20 protein-coding genes are annotated in these 19,516 nt (G+C 34.4%); 12 read left to right on the plus strand and 8 right to left on the minus strand.

The window, feature by feature from the left end; all coding sequences use genetic code 11:
* Window positions 1-8: 8 nt before the first annotated feature.
* Entirely contained in the window at window positions 9-1,520 is a 1,512-nt protein-coding gene (locus J3D55_RS07190; RefSeq protein WP_259129708.1) for a carboxypeptidase-like regulatory domain-containing protein, read from the plus strand.
* Between the two features lie 185 nt (window positions 1,521-1,705).
* Here the strand turns inward: J3D55_RS07190 and J3D55_RS07195 are convergent, their stop codons facing one another.
* The 8 genes from J3D55_RS07195 to J3D55_RS07225 form a co-directional block, all read right to left on the minus strand.
* Window positions 1,706-2,356, minus strand: coding sequence for a response regulator transcription factor (locus tag J3D55_RS07195; protein WP_259129711.1), 651 nt, complete (start codon window positions 2,354-2,356; stop codon window positions 1,706-1,708).
* Between the two features lie 224 nt (window positions 2,357-2,580).
* Window positions 2,581-3,051: an OsmC family protein gene (locus tag J3D55_RS07200; RefSeq protein WP_259129713.1), complete on the minus strand. Its 471-nt coding sequence runs from the start codon at window positions 3,049-3,051 to the stop codon at window positions 2,581-2,583.
* The gene (locus J3D55_RS07205; protein ID WP_259129714.1) at window positions 3,048-3,977 is read right to left on the minus strand and encodes a hypothetical protein; all 930 of its coding nucleotides are present in this window, start codon (window positions 3,975-3,977) and stop codon (window positions 3,048-3,050) included. The genes J3D55_RS07200 and J3D55_RS07205 overlap by 4 nt, the downstream gene beginning before the upstream one ends.
* A 312-nt stretch (window positions 3,978-4,289) precedes the next feature.
* Window positions 4,290-4,430: a T9SS type A sorting domain-containing protein gene (locus J3D55_RS22495; protein ID WP_374759466.1), complete on the minus strand. Its 141-nt coding sequence runs from the start codon at window positions 4,428-4,430 to the stop codon at window positions 4,290-4,292.
* Between the two features lie 11 nt (window positions 4,431-4,441).
* Entirely contained in the window at window positions 4,442-5,710 is a 1,269-nt protein-coding gene (locus J3D55_RS07210) for a hypothetical protein (protein ID WP_259129717.1), read from the minus strand.
* Between the two features lie 82 nt (window positions 5,711-5,792).
* Entirely contained in the window at window positions 5,793-7,352 is a 1,560-nt protein-coding gene (locus J3D55_RS07215) for an Rne/Rng family ribonuclease (RefSeq protein WP_259129720.1), read from the minus strand.
* A gap of 360 nt (window positions 7,353-7,712) precedes the next feature.
* On the minus strand, window positions 7,713-8,003 hold the full coding sequence (locus J3D55_RS07220) for an HU family DNA-binding protein (protein ID WP_027388329.1): 291 nt from the start codon (window positions 8,001-8,003) through the stop codon (window positions 7,713-7,715).
* Window positions 8,004-8,142: 139 nt separating this feature from the next.
* Window positions 8,143-8,814 (minus strand): response regulator transcription factor, encoded by a 672-nt coding sequence (locus tag J3D55_RS07225; protein ID WP_259129726.1) that lies wholly within the window; start codon window positions 8,812-8,814, stop codon window positions 8,143-8,145.
* A 178-nt stretch (window positions 8,815-8,992) separates the two neighbouring features.
* Between J3D55_RS07225 and tssO (J3D55_RS07230) the strand changes: the two genes are divergently transcribed.
* The 11 genes from tssO (J3D55_RS07230) (at window position 8,993) to J3D55_RS07280 (ending at window position 19,446) form a co-directional block, all read left to right on the plus strand.
* Window positions 8,993-9,529: a type VI secretion system TssO gene (gene tssO, locus J3D55_RS07230; RefSeq protein WP_259129731.1), complete on the plus strand. Its 537-nt coding sequence runs from the start codon at window positions 8,993-8,995 to the stop codon at window positions 9,527-9,529.
* Window positions 9,530-9,540: 11 nt separating this feature from the next.
* Complete coding sequence (tssO, locus tag J3D55_RS07235; protein WP_259129733.1) at window positions 9,541-10,068, plus strand: type VI secretion system TssO; 528 nt, start codon at window positions 9,541-9,543, stop codon at window positions 10,066-10,068.
* A 51-nt stretch (window positions 10,069-10,119) separates the two neighbouring features.
* On the plus strand, window positions 10,120-10,560 hold the full coding sequence (locus tag J3D55_RS07240; protein ID WP_259129735.1) for a PKD domain-containing protein: 441 nt from the start codon (window positions 10,120-10,122) through the stop codon (window positions 10,558-10,560).
* Window positions 10,505-11,029: a hypothetical protein gene (locus tag J3D55_RS07245; RefSeq protein WP_259129739.1), complete on the plus strand. Its 525-nt coding sequence runs from the start codon at window positions 10,505-10,507 to the stop codon at window positions 11,027-11,029. Before J3D55_RS07240 ends, J3D55_RS07245 begins: the two co-directional genes overlap by 56 nt.
* 51 nt (window positions 11,030-11,080) lie before the next feature.
* Window positions 11,081-13,480, plus strand: coding sequence for a type VI secretion system protein TssR domain-containing protein (tssR, locus tag J3D55_RS07250; RefSeq protein WP_259129753.1), 2,400 nt, complete (start codon window positions 11,081-11,083; stop codon window positions 13,478-13,480).
* Window positions 13,481-13,574: 94 nt separating this feature from the next.
* Window positions 13,575-14,078 (plus strand): DUF4280 domain-containing protein, encoded by a 504-nt coding sequence (locus tag J3D55_RS07255; protein ID WP_259129756.1) that lies wholly within the window; start codon window positions 13,575-13,577, stop codon window positions 14,076-14,078.
* Window positions 14,079-14,096: 18 nt separating this feature from the next.
* Window positions 14,097-16,472 carry a glucosaminidase domain-containing protein gene (locus tag J3D55_RS07260; RefSeq protein WP_259129758.1) on the plus strand — a complete coding sequence of 792 codons (2,376 nt, stop codon included), beginning with the start codon at window positions 14,097-14,099 and terminating at the stop codon, window positions 16,470-16,472.
* Between the two features lie 8 nt (window positions 16,473-16,480).
* A complete protein-coding gene (locus tag J3D55_RS07265; protein ID WP_259129761.1) occupies window positions 16,481-17,146 on the plus strand; it encodes a hypothetical protein in 666 nt (221 codons plus the stop codon).
* Window positions 17,147-17,168: 22 nt separating this feature from the next.
* Window positions 17,169-17,567, plus strand: a complete 399-nt coding sequence (locus tag J3D55_RS07270; protein WP_259129764.1) for an SH3 domain-containing protein — start codon at window positions 17,169-17,171, stop codon at window positions 17,565-17,567.
* A 3-nt stretch (window positions 17,568-17,570) separates the two neighbouring features.
* Window positions 17,571-18,437 carry a hypothetical protein gene (locus J3D55_RS07275; RefSeq protein WP_259129766.1) on the plus strand — a complete coding sequence of 289 codons (867 nt, stop codon included), beginning with the start codon at window positions 17,571-17,573 and terminating at the stop codon, window positions 18,435-18,437.
* 67 nt (window positions 18,438-18,504) lie between these two features.
* Window positions 18,505-19,446, plus strand: a complete 942-nt coding sequence (locus J3D55_RS07280) for a hypothetical protein (RefSeq protein ID WP_259129769.1) — start codon at window positions 18,505-18,507, stop codon at window positions 19,444-19,446.
* Window positions 19,447-19,516 lie beyond the last annotated feature (70 nt).

Below are 19,516 nucleotides of genomic sequence, written 5' to 3' on the forward strand. Positions count from 1 at the left end.
CATGAACTATGAAAACTTTACTAAAAATTCTCAGCATATTCATCTTTTCTCTGTTTTTGTTTTCCTGTAATGAAGAGCTTGTAGATCAGGCTCAGACAGGAAGTCTGAAAGGGAAAGTAGTAAAAAGAGGAACCAACCAGCCAATTGCCAATGTGAAAGTCTTTACTTCACCAAGCACGCAAACAGTTTTTACGGGAGCAGACGGTTCTTTTGAAATCGCAGGAATGCCGATCGGAAATTATTCTGTAAAAGCAGAACTTACGGGGTATGTCACCAATTATCAGGCGGTGAATATTCAGACGCAAAATCAGGCGGTGAGCGTGGTTTTTGAAATGGATGATGATGAATCATTAAATTCTCCTCCGACTGCACCATTATTATTAAGTCCGGTAGATAATGCCGTCAATCAGCCTTTGAGTGTAGAATTAACTTGGAGTTCCACAGATCCTGATGCAACGGATGTTTTAAAATATAATTTAACTGTAAAAAATAATGTCAACACGAATATCATTCAGATTAATGATCTTACGGCGACGCATTATACTTTGTCAAATTTAAATTATGGAGTAAGCTACTTTTGGCAGGTTTCCGTTTCGGATGAAATTCATTCTCCGGTTCTGAGTGCGATCAGTAAATTTACGACCAATACAGTTCCTACCAATCGTTATCATTATGTTCAGAAACAAAGCGGAAACCTCGTTATTATTTCGAGTGATGCTTCGGGAACCAATTTTCAGTTTACAAATCCGTCTTACAATAGTTGGAGACCGAGAAAAAATAACAATTCGGGATTGGTCGCTTTTTTAAGAACAGAAGGGGGAAGCAACCATATTTATACGGCAAATCCGGATGGTTCGAATCCTTTTAAAGTAACCACAGTTCCGGTTGCAGGATTTAGAAATGATGAGCTCGATTTTTCTTGGAGTACAAACGGACAGGAAATTCTTTATGCCAATTTTAATAAATTATACAGAATCAATAAAGATGGAAGTGGATTAAACTTAGTCTACACAACTCCCGACGGAAGCATGATTTCCGAATGTGACTGGAGCTACGACGGAAGTAAGATTGCTTTAAAAACAAACGACTTCAACGGTTACAATACCAAAATATACGTCATAGACATGATGGGAAATGTTCTGAAAACAGTTCTCACCGGTACTCTTGGAGCAAGTGGCGGACTTAACTTCTCTGTCGACGGACAAATGTTGGTGTATACACGCGATATGTCCGGTTATCAGGACAGTTCGGGAAATTACAGACAGCTTGATTCTCATATTTTTGTTTATAATTTAACAACAAATACGAACTACGATATTTCGTTAGAAAGCGAAAAAGTACTAGGGACGAATGATCTAGATCCAAGATTTTCTCCGAATAATGCACAGGTAATTTTCATGAATACTTCTAATGATAACATCTCCCAGCGGAATGTTATGGTTGTTGATTTGAACAGTTCGATGACGGATCTCACTAGAGCTGCTCTTTTCAGCAATGCGGAAATGCCGGATTATGAGTAATCGGATATTTTATCTGCAAAAGTGGTCAATCATGGCAAGTGAATCGCGAATTTTATTATTTGCGATTCACAATTGACCATCGACTTCAATTTTAAAAATCAGATTTTGATTTTTTTCATGGTAATTAAAAGAAATTCCAAACCCGTAGGTTTGGAATTTCTCAGCTAATTAAGGATGGTTATATATCAGTCTATGATATGATTTTCTAATGCGTATTTTACAACTCCTACCGAGTTTTTTACGTTGAGTTTTAAAAGGATTCTTTTTCTGTGCGTTTCCACCGTATTGATGCTTATGAACAGCTTTTCTGAGATGTCTTTGCTGCTGAATCCGTCACAGATAAGTCTTAGGATTTCCATTTCACGTTTCGTGAGCGGATCTTTGATGTGTATCTTACTGTTGTCGTTTTCGTTGCTGATGAAATTAATCATTCTGTCTTTGGCATGGTTGCAAACATAAACCTCGTTGAGAAGCAGCGCCTGGATTGATTTTATAAATTCGTCGTAGCTGCTGTTTTTGTCCAGATAGCTTTTGATTCCTTTGTTGAATAGTTTTCGGATATCAATAATATCATAATCATTTCCGATAATAATGATCTTTATTGATTTGTTTTCTGAGGTAATATTTTCTATTGATTTGTAAAGATCCGTAAAGATCAACATATTTGAGCTTATCATAAGAAACTCCGGAGGATCATCTCTTAGAAGTATTTTAAGGGCTTCAGGACAATTGCAAATATCAATTGTAGTGAAAATACCACTTTGGTCGAGAAGTCTTGAAAGTCCTTCTGTGTACAATAGAGGCTCGTCAAAGATGGTTAATCTGGGTCTCATCATGATTAGTTTTGTTTATATAAAAATAAGAAAAATAATTGAACTTTTGCATTAAATAATTAAAATAATCGCATTATTTGTGTTGAAATAATTAAAATAATCTAAAAATTAATGCTGATTTCATAAATAATTCCCTTTGAGTGGAGTTTTGATGCCGAAAAATAGAATTATTGCCTTAAAAAGTCAGTATTAATCGTTATTTTGAATAGGTAAAAATTTAATTAAATTTACTTAACTAACACTTTTGGGATATGTTTTACAATGAAGTTTACAGAATTGGCGATGAAACAAAATTCATTTGCTTTATGATGAAGTTCCGTTGCTTTTTCAATCATCGATTCTTCTGAAACGGTAACAGTCGGATGTAAGGTAATTTCAGTGAAACGACCGCTTCCATTTTCTGTTTCTTCCATAATTCCGGTGGCGCGATCGGTATAATCTGTCACTATAATTCCTGCTTCCGAGCAAAAATGCAAATACCACAACATATGACAAGAGGAAAGCGAAGACAAAAACAGTTCTTCAGGATTGTATTTCGTTTTGTCACCACGAAAAGCCGGATCAGAAGAACCTTCAATAACAGGTTTGTTTTCTACAGAAATCGTATGACTTCTTTCGTAATCACGATAATTGCTGGTTCCTGTTCCTTTATTGCCCGTCCATTCGATGATGGTTTTGTAATGGTGCTCTTTGCTCATTTTTTTATTTTAAATGAAGTTTTATAGATTTTGCTTAATCCATTTTCGCCTTCATTAATGTATTGCTGAAAATCTGAAATCGTATTGAATTTTCTGGGATTCAGGTTATTTCTTTTGCTTGTAAAATACAGGATTTCATTTTTCTCATCGTAAAAAGGGCAATATTCCATGTATTTTGTGTTGATGGGAATTCCCAGATTTTGTGCTTTTTGCCATTTTCCGGTAGTATCTTTCTTTGAAATATAAAGATCACCACTTCCAAATCCTCCTTTTTCATTGTATTTCGTGAAAAGGATAAAGTCCTCTTTTTTAGAAATAAAGGCATTAAATTCATAACCGGAACTGTTGATGTTTTCATCTAAAAGCTGAGGTTCCGTATATTTTCCGTTTTCCCATTTGCTGAAATAGAGGTCGTCTTTTCCTATTCCTTTTGGAGGTTCCATCGTGGAATATAGATTTCCGTTGTCGGAAAGGGTAGGGTAAAATTCATTTAAATCAGAATTAACAGGTTTTCCCATATTGATTGGTTCAGACCAAGAAGAGTTTTTATTTTTCCTTTCAATAAACCAGATGTCGAAATCTTTTTTGTCGGTCTTTGTTTTGTCTAAAGGCTGATCCGATACAAAATAAAGGCGATTTCCGTTTTGTGCTAAAAAGGGTTCTAAATAGGAATAAGCTCCGTTAAATGACATCAATTGCGGCTCAAGCCAAGTGTTGTTGCTCTTTTTTATATAAGCAATCTGCGAAATATCCTGATTCGGACTTTGAATCGTAAAAAATGCCTCACTTCCGTCTTCAGAAATCGAAAAATCTCTCACATTTAAAAACTGATTCAGCTTTTGATCAAACAAGGTAATCTCACCTGAATCCTGAGCGGAGATAAAAACCGTACAAAAAATAAAGAGGGAAGTGAATATATTTTTCATGGTTTGTGTTTTATTTGGATAAGAGGGCGTAGAATTTTAAGGAATTGAGGATTTCCTTCTGAACGCGAATGAAATTTTTAGAATTTAAAGAATCCTCAATTGCAGATATTTTACTAAAAGCAATAGAATCTTTCTTTTGTCCAAAAACAGAAAAAGAAACCATAAATAGAATAAAAGAAAATATAATTTTCATCTCGGTACATTAGTTTTATAAGAAAGATAAAATTATGAAAATCATATTACGTGTGAAAACGAAAAACCCCCGTATTTTTACGGAGATTTTGAATTTCAATATATTAGAATATTCTATTGCTAATTTTTTATTATCTTTTTTGTTACAGCTTTTCCATTTTCAAATTTTACGTTTAAGATGTACATACTTTTTGAAAGTTCAGAAAGATTCGTGTTGTTTTCTTTAATTGTTTTCACAAGCTTTCCATCAACAGAATACATTTCTATGCTGCTTACTTTTTTTTTGTGCTGAAAACTAAGTTTTGCTTTACAGGATTCTCAAATTCAATAGAAGAGGTATTTGTTTTTACTTCATTGGAAACAGATAATGTAGAAGTATTCAACATGAATTTTAAAATCTTATTTACGCCTTTTGTAGCAATAATACTGTTGTCGTTAATGATCATTTCGCCAATAAAATCAACTGTTCCTGTTGTCTCAGAATAATAATTAAAGATAGGGTCAATAGCTCCGGTTGAGGTAATTTTAGATATAAAGAAGGTTTCGCCTAATGATCCGGTTAATCCTGAAATATAATAATTTCCGTTTTTTTCGGTAATTGCGGCTAATGCCATTATATTGAAGGGGAAAGAATTACTGTCGAAGACAAAAGTAGTATCGTGATCTCCGTTGGGTTTTATTCTAAAGATTTCATTATTAATATTCGAACATACAATATTGTTATTGCTATCCATAAAAGTAGAACCAACGGCTCCCGGATTTGAGGTAAAAGCTAAAACACCGTTATTTCCAAAACCTGTAAGAGGTTGCCCGTTATTGTTGTATTTTTCTAAAGCACCGTATGGATATATATTGGTGTTATTTTGATTGCTGATAAAGCTAGTAATGTTGGATTGATTATCTAAGAATATAAAATTTCCCGGAGTGTTGAAAGAACCATTATTTCCGAAAGTTGTATCAATGCTTCCATTGCTGTTTAATCTGTAAATACTTTTATAATGAATATATGGACCAGGATCGGATGTTGCTTGTCCGTAAACTATTATTTTATTGTTTTGAAGGTAGAAACCATAGCCTACGCTGTTGTAATCTGTTCCGATGTTGTCAATTTTAGCAATTCCATTTATTCCAAAAGTCGTATCGAGCAGTCCGTTTGGAAGTAATCTCACAATTGCAGATCCGTTAGAATAAAAACACATGACGAGAATTTTGCCGTCTGTTTGTTTTTTTAGCTCACTTTGTACAGCGCTGAAATAATTATTAATTATGGTTTCTCCGTTATTTCCGAAAGAGGTGTCAACTGTTCCGTTCGCATTAAGTTTAGATACAACACATTCGGAACCTCCTAATGAAGGATTATCTTTTGCGTAAGTAAAATAAATGCTGTTGTCTGAATTTTGAATAATTCTGTTCTCATAATAATTATTAGAACCGGTGACAGTATATTTCCCGTTTGAAGCAAAAGAATTGTCGTAGGATAGAATTTGTGCAAAAGCAGAATGTACTACAGTAAGTAGCACAAGAAATAGGAGTTTTCTCATTTGTGTTTAAAGTTTTTTTGTGTATTTTGGTGCAAATATATAAAAAAACCTCTAGTAAAAACTAGAGGTTTAAAATTTTGTATTAATTAGAATATCCAATCAATTCTTCTTTTTTAGAATTATAAATTTTGTATTCTAAGTACTTAAAAGAATCCCGCGGAATAATGTTTACCCATTTTTTGTATTTGATGAACCATTTCATCTGGATGCTTTTGATACCTTTCGTAAGGTAAGCTTCCACAAATGGATGTACATGCAGGTAAAGCTTTCCTTTTTCCTTTTGCATGATGGTTCTTAGGTTTTCTTCCATTCTTTCAACAATGACGATTGGAGCTACAATTTCTCCGTCTTTGTTGGGGTTTTCTTCTTTGGTGTCGATCTGTTTTTCCGGGCGGTTTCTTTGTCTGGTGATTTGTATTAATCCAAACTTGCTCGGTGGAAGGATTTTGTGGCGTGCTTTATCGCGGCCCATTTCTGCCTTCAGATGTTCGTACAGATCTCTTCTGTGTTCGGGGTTGGTCATATCGATGAAGTCGATCACGATGATGCCACCCATATCACGGAGACGCAATTGTCTTGCGATCTCGGTTGCTGCCATTTTGTTCACATTTAGTGCGTGTTCTTTATTGACAGCGGCTCCGGTTGTGATATTATTTCCGGAATTTACGTCGACTACGTGCAGTGCTTCTGTATGTTCTATGACAAGATAGGCACCTTTTGAGCTTGGGATATTGACGTGTTTTCCAAAGCTTTGCTTGAGCTGTTTTTCAACATTGTAATATTCCAGAAGAGGAATATGAGAATTATAAAAGTGGACAATATTCTTTCTTTCCGGAGCAATAACCTCCAGATAGTTTTTCATTTCTTCAACCATTTGTTCGTCATCACAAGTAATGCTCACAAAATCCTGGTTAAAATTGTCTCTTAAAATAGCTGAAGCTTTATCATCTTCGCTTAAGATTCTAGACGGAACTTTATTTTTCTGTATATTTTTAAAAGCAGTTTCCCATTTCTGAATCAGCTGATTCATGTCGTTGTGCAGGTCGGCTACTTTTTTACCTTCGGCTACGGTTCTTATAATGACTCCGAATCCTTCAGGTTTAATACTTTCGATCAACGTTCTCAGTCTTTCTTTTTCCTCAAAGCTTCTTACTTTTTTGGAAATCGAAACTTTGTTGTCGAAAGGTATTAACACCAAGAAACGCCCCGTTAAAGAAACCTGAGTAGAAATTCTCGGTCCTTTTGTAGAGATCGGCTCTTTGGTGATTTGTAATAAAACAAGGTCATCTTTTACGATTACTTTGTCTACGGTTCCGTTTTTATCTATTTCGGGTTGTATTTCGAAATTTTTTAAGCTTGAAGTGCTCTGTTTTTTGGAAATAGTGTCTCTTAGAAACTTTCTGTAAGTAAGATACTGTGGTCCCAGATCCTGATAATGAAGGAATGCATCCTTGTCATATCCGATGTTTACGAATGCGGCATTCAGGTTGGGTGCCAGTTTTTTTACTTTTCCAACGAACAGATCTCCAACTATAAAATCGCTTTTGTCCTCTTGCTCATGAAGTTCACATAGTCTTCCGTCTTCCAGCAGTACAATCTTTGTAAGATCGTCTTCATGCGAAACTATTAGTTCTTTCTTCATTTTGTTGTAAGATAAAATTGTTAAGATGGTGGGAAATTGATGTCTTTTTCATCAATATAAATTTCTCCTTAAGATAAGAAATACTCTTGAAAGAATAAACTTTTTTGATAAAAAATAAATTCATCTTTTCCTTCGACATCTCATAGTTGCAAAACAAAATATAGTCGGTGAGTTTTTAAAACTAAAATCACCAACTATATTGTATATTGTAAATCTCAAAAAAAGAGATTATTTTTTCTTATGTCTGTTCGCTCTTCTTCTTTTCTTTCTTTTGTGAGTTGCAACCTTGTGTCTTTTTCTTTTCTTTCCGCTTGGCATAATTATAATTTTTTAGTAACTAGTTAATATTCAGTTAATGTCTTATTTTACTGTAACTTTCGTTTTTACTTTCTCCACAAAAGATTTTGAGGGCTTGAAAGCAGGAATGTTATGAGCAGGGATTTCAATTGCAGTATTCTTAGAAATGTTTCTTCCCGTTTTAGCTGCCCTTGTTTTAATGATAAAAGATCCAAAACCTCTTAGATAAACGTTATCTCCATTATACATAGAAGTCCTGATTTCTTGCATAAAAGCCTCTACAACTTTCTGTGTTTCATTCTTTTCGGTTCCCAACTTATTTGAGATGGTGTTTACCAATTCTGCCTTTGTCATTTCCTTTTTAAATTTTAAATTTTAGGTGTGCAAATTTAGTTAAAAAAATTGAATATTAGCAAATTAGTGATAAAATATTTTTCGATAAGAGGTTGAAAATTTAATGTTTACTTTATATTAAAACAATATTAACTCACCTTTACATGCTGGAATTGTAATATCCGTTCTCTACGCAGAAGCGGATAAGGTGGAGTTTTGTCTTCAGTCCGAGCTTTTCTGTAAGTCGGTTGATATAGGTATCAATTGTTCTTGTACTGAGGTTCAGTTTTTCTCCGATTTCCTTGTTGCTGAAGCCTTCATAGCAGAATTTCATCAGTTGGATCTCGGTGGAAGAAAGCTCTTCCTGGCTCTTTTTTTGTCTGTCCATATAGTCCTGAACTGCCAAAGGCTGCTGTTCCCATTCTTTGGTATAAGCTGCATAATCGAAACTGTCTGAAGTTATTTTTCCCTTAATAACATCTTTGATGATATTGCTTTTTTTCTCGCAATAAAATATATTCGGGATTTTCGAAAGAATTTCTGCCATATCTTCCTGATAAGTTCCGGAATAAGTGATTATGGGGGTTTCCGTATTGCTTTTTCGGATGTATTTGATGGCTTCAAGACCACTTAATACCGGCATGAAAAGTTCTACGATGAACACGTCTTCCTGTCTTCTGTAATTTCTGCTAATAAGCTCGTGGCCGTTGTTGCAGTCATTAAGAAGCATGTAAAACGGATTTTCGGTAAGCGTCTTAATCATTATTTTTTTAAAATAAAAATCACTGTCTGCTATAGAGAATCGCACAGTATTAGTTAGTATTTTGCTCACTTTAATATCGATTTGGTGTAGAATAATTAGAATTCCGGGACTAAATTATGAAAATATAGCGAAAGTGAAAATTAATCTTAAATTAATTAAAAGTATGGTGTTATTTCCTTAAAAATCGTAAATTTTGTGCATAAATTATTTTTTTATAATTTCACAGACCCAAACAAATCACAAACATATGTCTTCGAACAGGGAGAAAAAACTAAACAAAACGGACGTCAGAGTAGGCATTTGGAAATTTATTCTATCGTTTATCGCATTATCAGGTGTTGCTTTCATCTGTGTGTTCTTCTTTTTCAAAAGTTATGATATACAGAGAGAAGGAATTAAAAAACAAGCAGATGACTACCGCGAACTGCTTACCAGAAGCGACTTACTGAGAACTCATGTAGACAGCATCATGTACCGGATGGATCAGCTTGATATCAGCAAGGTGGACAATGATATTTTTCTTAGGAATTATATCATGGATAACGTGCGGGATGCCAAAAATATCATGGGAAAAGATAGTGCAGATAATTTTAAACATTATTCGATCTTAATGAAACAGATTGAGCCGATGCTGGCTTTAAAAAATCAAATTATTAATATTTCTTACAAAGAACAGACTGCTCTGAGGAATTTGAGCGAGTGCAGAGGAAGAGTAGGAGTGGCAAACGACGAATTGAGGGTAGATCCTACAAGAAAATTCTCAGGAAGCAGACGTAGAAGATAAAAACGAAAATTATGCAGGAACAAATCACACTATCAAAAAAAGAAAGGCATTATCAGTTTTTATATTTGATTTTAATGCTTTTGGCGGCACTTCTATTTTTAGGAATTATATTTTTAAAAGGATTTGAATCACCGTTTTCCGATGAAGACATGATTTCTGTTCAGAATCTTGAAGAAAAAGCAAAATTCGATCAGAAACAGAGATATTCTTACAAAACGTTAGACAGTACATTTTCAATGATTAATAAGCTTACGGACGAAACACCGGAGCCTTTTGTGGAAAACAATATCATGTACGGAATCAACGATGTCGCTAATTATTTCCAAAACGGAGACAATATTTCCGACATCAGAAAAGATGCTTATCCGCAGATCGCGAAATTTTACAAAATGTACTTCAACGACAAGAAAATTATTTCAAGCAAAACAGAAAATATTAAAAGTTTTACAAAACAGTTTGAAGAATGCTCAATCGGTTTTAAAGAAAAGAAAAGCCAGCTTTTCCAGCGTGAAACAGCGTTGAAATCTAGAACCCAGTAAAACTGAAAATTTTACGCTAAGGAAAAATTACCCATCACACAATTATTAACTATGAATTACTTTCAAAAAAACAAAAAGAACATTATTATTGGTGTTATTGCAACTTTGCTCATCGCAGCGCTGGTTGCATTATGGTTGCAGAAGAAGGTGATACACTCCGCAGACGATATTGTAGGAGTTGTAAACCCATCTTCCATTGCCGTAGGAGATACCCTTTTGTTTGAAGACATGACCCAATTTGCAAAAACCAGAAGATGGAACTTTGGAGACGGACAATCATCGGATAAAAACAGAGGTATCCACTTTTACAATAGACCGGGATATTATCAGGTGACATTGATTATCGATAACAAATATTCCAAATCTTTTCCGGTAATGGTCTCCGCCAGAAGCGTTCCAAAGCCGCAAGATTCAACAAAATCTAAAACTTTAATCGATGCACAGACACAGGCAATGCAGTTTGAAAACGTGCAGTTTCCGTGCGATTTCTGAAGGAAAACAGTTCACATGGAAATTTGGGGAAACCGGAAATATCGATTCCAAAGACAAAATGGCGATTTATTCTTACAAAAAACCGGGAGATTACATCGTAACACTTTATACAGACGAAAGCGAAGAGCCGATTTTGCATCAGATCAAGATTCTTCCTGCTTACGACGCTTTGGAAGAAGAAGTGAGTGTAGAAGATTCTTATGCTAAAATTGATAACGATTTTAAATATCACTTGCAGCAAATTGCCAACGGAAACAGCTTCAATATGCATTACAATTATCTGTTGAAAACATATCTGTGCAACAACGAAAATACTGTGGTAAAGGTAAACGACAGCAAAGTAAATAACTTTTACATGTATTGTGCAGGTCTTCAGTTTGATAAAAATATGGTTATCCAGACCGTAAAAGTGAACTTCGATGATACGCAAAACTGTGTAACCAAAGTTGATATAAACCAAAGTAAATAATTTCTCGTTCAGAATTTTTTTTGAACGCACCAAATCATTAAATAAATTAGGATGAAAAATAAATTTCCTCTAGCAGCATATTACGTAGGAGTTTCGGTTTTATTGGTAAGTTGCCAAGTAAAACTGCCGTCGAAAAAAACTCCGGAGCCATCGCAGTACGGTCAGGTTGATACCTCACCTGTCGTGAATGGTTTTCCTAAAAAATCAGCTCCATGGATCGCTATTTCAGACAGATCCAGAAATACGGCTTATCTAGATAAAAATGACGAAAAATCTTACAAAGAAGTTAAGTTTTTAGAGCCTTTAATGGTCATAAAAAACAGAGACGGAATGGTAAAAGTAGCAGAATATATTCCTGATGCTTTAATGAAAAAAGTTTCGTCGAAACAGATCAAAACATACGGCTGGATCCCAGAATCTGAACTTCTTCTCTGGAGCAATTCTCTGAAAAGCGAAAAAACAGGTTTTCCCGTGAGAGTAGCAGTTTTACCGAGTAACAGCGAAGTCATCAGAAGCTCAGAAAGATATTATAAAAACGATTCGATCATGGTGTTTAATTCACCGAGTCTTATCGAGCAGGCCAACGTGAAAATCCCGAACGGACAAGTCGTTTACGTTTACAAACAAGCCGAAAACAACAAAAGATTCTTGGTCGGAAAGAAACCGACCATCGATATGGACAGCATCAGTACGAGTTTGTACGGTTGGGTAAGTTCCAATGTAGTTTCAGCTTGGGGAGAGCGTTCTGCGGTTAAAATGAAAAATACAACAGGCGTTACAGAAACAGCTTTAGGGCTTCACGAAGGTTCTCCGGGGAAAAACGAAACGGGAGACAGAACCTCAATTCTTTTGACAGATGTGAATAAAAGAACGCCTCTTGAAAATATTTACCCTGTAACTTTACCGTTAAATGAAGCTCCGACTCCGGATTCAAAAACAAAATATTTTACGAATGTTTTAGATTACAGTAAAAATTATGTTTTCAATGTATTGGGAGAACAGATTTATTTTGACCGTTACAGAGAGATTACGGAGAGAAATAAGAGAATTAATATCGTTTTCGCTTTAGACATCAGTGCTCCGAATGCGCCTTATGCTCCGATTGTGAAGTCTTTATTACAGGATTTGCAATTGAGATTCGAAAAACCGTCTTATTTTAATCAGGTGAAATATGGAGTTGTTTTGTATAAAAATAATTCTTGTGGAGACAATGTAGCAGTTTCAAATTTAAGTACAGATTACAGCAAGATCACCAAATTCATTGATGATAAAACTAATGAGATGAACTGTCCGAGCAACAGCGGTTATCAACCTGTAAATGAAGGTTTAATGGCAGCCGGAAATCTTTTGTCAAATGTTCCTGATGAAACCAATATCGTTGTAACGGTAGGAACTTCGGCGAACCAAAGCGGAAACATGTATGGTGTGATTAATTCTCTGACGCAAGCTCAGGCAAGAGTAATTATGTTTCAGACAAGTGCAAGAACATCAGATACGTATAACGATTTTGTCTTAATGGCTGAAAATGTAGTGACGAATACTGCAAAAAATATCGCTGAATTAAAGAAACAGAAAATCATTAACCAAAATGATGTTTTAACTAAAAATAATTTCAGTCTGGTTGAAGGCGACGAAGGTTTCTTCTCATTAAATTATCCGAAACAAAGTATGTCTCAAGGTTTTGTGATCTTCCCTAAAAAAGGCGACATCGCAACTCCCGGTTATCTTAAAAAATCTGTAGACAGCTTAATTTCTCAGGTTACGTTGGATAATACCACGTTGGATAAATCTTTAAATGATTATTTCCATTCATCAGTAGGAGCGGGAAGAACGGATGTTGATGTGAAGTATAAATATCTTTATCCGGGGCTTACAAACCCAGTTCCTGCTGGAATTGCAGCACAGTTGATCAATTATGGAAGTCCGTTTTTAGCGAAAGGTTATATCCCGAAAGAACTGAAAGATTACAAACCGGGATTAGAAAAAGGGATCTTAATTTCTGAAGCTGAATACGATAATTTAAAAATGTTCTATACCGAAGTTTACAAAAATACGGGAGCAGAAAGATCAGATTTCAAACAGTCAAGCGCCATCAATGAATACGTAAGATTGTTGAAAAAATATAATCCGACCATAAAATTCCTTGACAAAAGCGAGCTTTACAAACAGCCAATGTCTTATGCAGTGGGAATCAGCACTGGTTTTGATAATTCTGAAGAAGAATTAATGACAAAATATATGCTGAAAGGCTGGAAAAAATCGAAAATTGTGACGAATGAAACCGTAAGGTCATACTTCCGTCATTACAAAGATTTGGTAGAAAGAATGTTGACACACAGAAACGATCCTGCCGTGAAAATTCAGCAGAACGGACAGACTTTCTATTGGTTGAATGAGTATTTCATGCCGACAATGGCACCAACAGAAGAACCTGAATATACTAAGCATTAATAACTTATAATACGAAAAAGCGGAAATTTATTTCCGCTTTTTCTATTTTTTAGTGTAAATTTTTTATCTTTGATATTACCCAAATTACAGTATTATGTCACAGCAATCATCACCTCATGATGGCAAATATTTTGTTATCCAGAAAGGTAAAGCCCAGTGCAATCAGGGTGATAAATTCCCACAATATAAAGTTACTTCACATCAGAAACATTTTTGGAATGATTCTGATGGAAACGCAGATTTTCTTGGTGTCACCGAAGACGACCTTCAGTTTACTCCTCCCGGTCCAAGTTTCGGACAATGCAAATTGAAGCCTACTTCCGGCGGATATTTACCATGTTCTTACGCTCCTGCCGGAAAATGGCAGAAAACCTATGACAAAGTAAAGATCATGGGTAAAAAGATTGTAACAGAGCTTTCTGAACTGCAATGTACCATCGGTGGAAAAATTACGATCAATGATCACGGACAGCGCGGACAAATGAGCAAAAAAAACGTGAAGAATGCCGACAATAAAACGGTACAGCACATCAATCCGCTGGTGAAAATGCAGGACTTCAAAGAGACGGTCTTGGAAAGTGAATTAGACGCTTATTAACTGTAAACGCTTTCGATTATGTCAAAAATAGGAGTTGCAAAAATTGCCGGGAATCCTTCACCAAAAATAGGAGAGAAAACGGTATACGCTGTTACAGATTGGTATCCTTCAACTCCTGCGAGTGAAAGAAATCCGGCTTTGGTTACTTGGGAATTGTTTAAAAAACGTTCCAACGGAAGTTTTACCACCACCAATATCAAAAAAATAGGTGACGGAAATTTTACGTTCGGAGAAGTGGCTCTTAAAAATACCTACCGTTTGGAAGCTTACCTTCATGAGCCGGAAGGAAAAGGTTCTACAACAATTGATATCACTCCGCAATCAATAGAAATTCCAAAAATTAATAAGGTTGAATTACGCTATGTTGATGATTCTCCGGGAACGGTTTTCAGTTATACCGAAAAAATGATTGCTAAAGCTCAGTGCGTAAATCTTACAGGCGAAAAATTGACTTTTACACTTTGGGAAGATGATGCAAAAGGCGAAGATCATAATGCCAATAATTTATTTGTCGACAGTAAAGAAGGCATTGTAGACAGAACCGGAAATGCAACCGCTGAATTTGTTTTAACAAAAGCTTTAATGCAGAAAGCGGCAAAAGGAGAAAGAGATCCTAAAGAACTGGAATTTTACGTAACAGTAGAATATTATAAAAATAAAAAACATGCTACAGCTAATGTAGATGTTAAAAATCCGGATTATAAAGAGCCTGTACAGCAACCGAAACCTGCTGCAACACCGCCCAAAAGCAGTACTCCTGCTCAACCTTCCAAAACTCCCCCTAAAGCAAACGGTTCCCCCGCTGCTTCTAAACCTGCCTCCCAAAAAGAAGAAAAAGGGATTATGGATAAAGCTGCAGAATGGTGGGATGAGCTTTGGGATTGGGGAGAATCTAAGGGTACCGTAAAGCCTGAGAAAAAACCGACGGTGCAGAAACCGGAGGGGAAGACTGTAAGTCAGGTTGGCGGAACAAAAAAAGAAATATTCGAAAAAGTAGTAGGCTTAGGAAAAGAAGCTGTTATCTATATTTCAAGTGAAATTGCAACTGAAATAAAGGTTGATAAAGCTGGCAAAATAACTTCTCATCCTGACTACGGTGGATATAATGGAATGACCGAATATAAAGAAGGAGATAAATTATATGCCAAGAAGCTTCCAAACGGGAAAAGTGCCTTTCCTCTTTATAAAATGTATATTTATAGAGGGAATAAAGTAGGAGAAGCAGTAAAAAAATTAAAACAGGATCTTGAATTTAAAACTCACGAAAATGCAGAATCTACAGTTTTAACGGTTGCAAGACACGCGCAAACCAATAATAAAGATTATGGTAAAAGTGGTCCACTACCGCCAAATACTATGACCACATTATATCGTGTAAGGTATATGCAAGCTTGGAATCATGCGAACAAAGAAAGTTTCAGATATAGGATTGTAAGTGATAATACTTCCAATTTAAAACCTGTAAAAGAATTGGCAAAAGAAGTTTCCAGTGGTGCAATGGCACTCGGCAGTAGAGGCTCAATTTCTCTTGACCCTTGGAGATCTTCTGGTTTGATAGGTTGTGTGGGAATAAGAAACTCTGATGGTGAAACACATTCAAGTTGTGCAAAAGAATATCCTAACCAAGATAAAGTAAACTATAAATTCATCTACCATGCTCTAAATAATTATTTAGAAACCGTAATTCCAGAACTTACAGGAGTGTATGGCAGAAGAGGTTATTCTAGTAGTGGAACAGTTGATGTAGCAGCTTCGGAGTTTAAGGAAGAGGTGAAAGTCTTTGTTTTAGTAGATCCACTTCCAGAATTGAGTGCTTGTAAATTAAACCTTAAAAAAGATGGCAGAGAAGAGTTTTACAATGAGTTTGGAAAAGCTGCAATAGATCTTGTAGGAAGTAAAGGAAAATCGAATAAATTCAAAGGACTTTATATGGTTGCACAAAGAAGACAGGAAAATGGCTTCAAATTAGCTGTACCCAATAATAACCCAATGAATATAAAAGGTAAAGGTGACCTTGGTTCATCTCCTTTAAAAACGCATGAATATGAAGATGGAAAAAAAATTAATATTACAGATGGTTTTGCTAATTTCTCTACTGTAGAAAAAGGATTTGAAGGATATTTGGGGCTTTTGAATAAAAATTATAATGAGGCTTACAATGCAATTCTGGATGATTCAAAAACTATTGATGACTTTTTAGTAGGTATGCAGGATAAAGGGAAATTAGGAGCTTATGCCACAGATCCCAATTATAAAACATTAATTAAGGGTATTTTCAATGGAGTAATTAAAGATTATAAGGAGATTTTAAATTATAAACTATGTCGCGAAAAGAAAGAAGAAGAAAAAAATAAGATTAAAAAAGATATTGAACTTCTTAATAAACTTAAATAAATCATAATATGTACTTTAAAAATAAATTGCTCTTTTCTTTACTCATCATACTTTTCTATTGTTGTGAAGGACAAAAATCTAATACCAAAAATTGCAATATCAACGAAGCTATGAAGACTATAAATACTCTTCCAGAAGTAAAAAAACAGAGTAAATATGTAGATTCATTATCTTCTAATAAGAAACATTTATCGTTTATGATCGATTCTTTGGATATTAAAAAACAACCGTATTATAGAATTAAAACCGGGTATGACGGAGCCACTCATTGGGAGACATACACCATTTTTTATGTTGATAAGAACAACTGCGGCAAAATATTGATTGATGAGGTGATTTCAGGAGAAATCATTTCTTTGGAAAAGTGGAGAACATTAAATAAAAAAAAAACTAAAATGAGTGAAAATACCACGGATACTAAAAATATCACATTCTCAGATTTATTCGATGAAGGCAGTAATATAGAATTTACGCCAACGGATCTCAATAAAACAGAACCCGAAATTCAAGCATTTAAGTCAAAATTGTCAAGCTTTGAATCGTCAAAACCAGAAGCAAGCGATTTCAATATTGATGACTTGTCATTATTGATTAATAATGAAACATTCAGTAATAATGAAAGATTTATAAACAGTTTCTTGGCTGGAATATTTTATCGGAAAATATTCATTTAAACAAAATATCATTGATAAATTAATGAATTCCGCTCTGGAACAGGAAGACTTTGCAGCAGTAAAAATATTAAGTAAATATTATATCTTTTCTCAAAAACAAATCGATCAGGCAAAAGCCAAGCAAGCTTATAAAAACTCTTTACATGGGAAGTTGGATATCGAAGAGTATTATGATCCAGAGTTTTCTAAAATTGATAATATTTTGACATTTATTACCGCTTTATGTTCAAAAAATTATATTCAGGATCCTGATGGATATACAAATCTTAGAAAAGATAAAACAACAACATCAGAAGTTTTACAAAAAATAAATTCTGGACAGCATATTGATATCTTAGATAATTCAGGAGACTGGTTTTTAATAAAAACTAAAGAGGGAAAGACAGGATATGTGCATAAAAGCAGAATAAAATCGAGTTAAGATATGAAGTCATTATTGTGTTTTTTCATTCTTTCCATTAATATATTTCTTATAGGATGTAAGAAAGGAGAAATTAGTGCACAAATTAACAATTCTAAAAAAACACCAGATAGTGTACAAAGTAAAATACAAGAAGAGGAGAATAAAACGGTAACTAATGATTCTCAATCATTTGTATTAAGCTGCGGCTCGGGATGCGCAATGACGTATGTGTCAGAAAACATAACAGGTAATCTTCCTGAACTAAAAGTTAAATTCAAAGTAGAAATGTATGTTGACGAAAAATTATCGGATACTTATAACGAAGTTTATATATTTTCCTATGATCAATCAAATCAAATAGAGGATGTACATCTTGAAGGGAAAAATGAGAACGTTCTCAAAACATTACTACCCACTGCACAAATATCGTTCAGGGATTTTGCAAAAGAGTTGGTGAAAAAAAATAGTAATAAAGAATCATCAACAGCATTAAAAATTATTTATAACAAAAAAAATGATCCCAAAACAGCTTCATACGAGACCATAGAAACATCTTCTGTTAAAGGATTGGAAAAATATAGTTGTAACGAACAGAAAACAAGATACATATCGATTCCTAGTAAATCGGATATAAAGCTTTTTTTAATCCCTCAGGACTGCGGAGATTTTCAGTACAGATATTATTTGATTGCTATTAAAGATAATAAGGTAACTGGTAATCTATATGTTGATGGCGAATGGTATGAACCAGATAACGAAGAAGATAAAGAATTGCGATCTTTTTCAATAGACAGTCAATACAATATATTGGTGAAAATTCAAACAGCCGATTCTTCGAAATCAGAAAATTACAGTATTAAAGATAACGGTAGCTTTATTAAAAATTAAATTTGTAAAAAATGTAACCTATTTTGCCAGCCTACAAAGCAAAAACAAGCTAATTATTTTATCAAGAATGAATAGAATCTCTTTATTAATATTAATTACTATTTTATTTTCTTGTAAGGCTTTATCACAGGAAAAGACAGGAAATACGTTTGAAACATACGTAAACAACAAAGCCTACTTCATCAAAACTTTTGACATCAATAAAGATGGAATTCCAGATAAAATTGTGAGCAGTGTGGCTTATCAAGGGGAAGATTTATTTGTGTTTTTCAGCGAAAAATCTGGTGGTTATCATCTTTCTTTGGAAGCGACGAACTTTTCTGAAGATGGAGGGAATATAATTAAAGATATTTATGAAATTCCTAATAGTAAAGGTTTTACTGTAAAAACGTATTTTCCGGATCGTGGATATTCCGAAAAAGAATTCAATATTATCCCTGAAAATAATACGTGGGTTCTTAAAAATATTATTTATAAAACAATGTCTGATGTTTCAGAGAATGCCGTGAAATATATTTGTGATGTTACTCAGAATATTAATATTACAAAATCCGGATGGTCAGGTAAACTTAATTCCATTCCTGAAGAAAACGAAAGAAGTAAAAAATGTCGCACAGAAAATGTTTCCAGCGCTGCAATAGTGAACAGTGTACGAAATAATGTGGCAATAACTGCAAAAATAGCTCAGTCGGACAAGGAGTGGATTGGCAACTACACAGGTCGTTTTCTTAGAATGAAAGAAGAATCCGGTGATCCTCGGGGTTGGGGGCAGATTTCGGTTAAAATTGATGGTAATTCGGCTAAGTTTCAGTTAGACAGTTATATAGAAAATATCAAAAAAGATTTAATAGTAATAAATACAACGGCAGATGAGATAACACTTGCTGAAAAAGATAATAAAAAATCGACATTTACAATTTCCAAAAAACAAAATAAATATATACTAAAAAGCGCTTTTATCGATCAAACCGTAGGGGAAAAAAGCGCATATGAGCTGGAAAAGAAATAAAATAAAGCGAACAAGAAAATAACAAAAAGAGGTTGTGCTTGCTGCATGATCTCTTTTTAGCTTTCAGAAT

The organism is Chryseobacterium ginsenosidimutans (assembly GCF_024807225.1).
Taxonomy (GTDB): domain Bacteria; phylum Bacteroidota; class Bacteroidia; order Flavobacteriales; family Weeksellaceae; genus Chryseobacterium; species Chryseobacterium ginsenosidimutans.

What these genes read in the sequence shown, in the direction of transcription:
- J3D55_RS22495 (WP_374759466.1), bottom strand. Translation starts at nt 4,430, where the DNA reads ATGTATTCTGTTGATGGAAAGCTTGTGAAAACAATTAAAGAAAACAAC.
- J3D55_RS07265 (WP_259129761.1), top strand. Translation starts at nt 16,481, where the DNA reads ATGTACTTTAAAAATAAATTGCTCTTTTCTTTACTCATCATACTTTTC.
- tssO (WP_259129733.1), top strand. Translation starts at nt 9,541, where the DNA reads ATGCAGGAACAAATCACACTATCAAAAAAAGAAAGGCATTATCAGTTT.
- tssR (WP_259129753.1), top strand. Translation starts at nt 11,081, where the DNA reads ATGAAAAATAAATTTCCTCTAGCAGCATATTACGTAGGAGTTTCGGTT.
- J3D55_RS07205 (WP_259129714.1), bottom strand. Translation starts at nt 3,977, where the DNA reads ATGAAAAATATATTCACTTCCCTCTTTATTTTTTGTACGGTTTTTATC.
- J3D55_RS07215 (WP_259129720.1), bottom strand. Translation starts at nt 7,352, where the DNA reads ATGAAGAAAGAACTAATAGTTTCGCATGAAGACGATCTTACAAAGATT.
- J3D55_RS07270 (WP_259129764.1), top strand. Translation starts at nt 17,169, where the DNA reads ATGAATTCCGCTCTGGAACAGGAAGACTTTGCAGCAGTAAAAATATTA.
- J3D55_RS07220 (WP_027388329.1), bottom strand. Translation starts at nt 8,003, where the DNA reads ATGACAAAGGCAGAATTGGTAAACACCATCTCAAATAAGTTGGGAACC.
- J3D55_RS07280 (WP_259129769.1), top strand. Translation starts at nt 18,505, where the DNA reads ATGAATAGAATCTCTTTATTAATATTAATTACTATTTTATTTTCTTGT.
- tssO (WP_259129731.1), top strand. Translation starts at nt 8,993, where the DNA reads ATGTCTTCGAACAGGGAGAAAAAACTAAACAAAACGGACGTCAGAGTA.
- J3D55_RS07195 (WP_259129711.1), bottom strand. Translation starts at nt 2,356, where the DNA reads ATGATGAGACCCAGATTAACCATCTTTGACGAGCCTCTATTGTACACA.
- J3D55_RS07275 (WP_259129766.1), top strand. Translation starts at nt 17,571, where the DNA reads ATGAAGTCATTATTGTGTTTTTTCATTCTTTCCATTAATATATTTCTT.
- J3D55_RS07255 (WP_259129756.1), top strand. Translation starts at nt 13,575, where the DNA reads ATGTCACAGCAATCATCACCTCATGATGGCAAATATTTTGTTATCCAG.
- J3D55_RS07200 (WP_259129713.1), bottom strand. Translation starts at nt 3,051, where the DNA reads ATGAGCAAAGAGCACCATTACAAAACCATCATCGAATGGACGGGCAAT.
- J3D55_RS07245 (WP_259129739.1), top strand. Translation starts at nt 10,505, where the DNA reads ATGCACAGACACAGGCAATGCAGTTTGAAAACGTGCAGTTTCCGTGCG.
- J3D55_RS07190 (WP_259129708.1), top strand. Translation starts at nt 9, where the DNA reads ATGAAAACTTTACTAAAAATTCTCAGCATATTCATCTTTTCTCTGTTT.
- J3D55_RS07210 (WP_259129717.1), bottom strand. Translation starts at nt 5,710, where the DNA reads ATGAGAAAACTCCTATTTCTTGTGCTACTTACTGTAGTACATTCTGCT.
- J3D55_RS07240 (WP_259129735.1), top strand. Translation starts at nt 10,120, where the DNA reads ATGAATTACTTTCAAAAAAACAAAAAGAACATTATTATTGGTGTTATT.
- J3D55_RS07260 (WP_259129758.1), top strand. Translation starts at nt 14,097, where the DNA reads ATGTCAAAAATAGGAGTTGCAAAAATTGCCGGGAATCCTTCACCAAAA.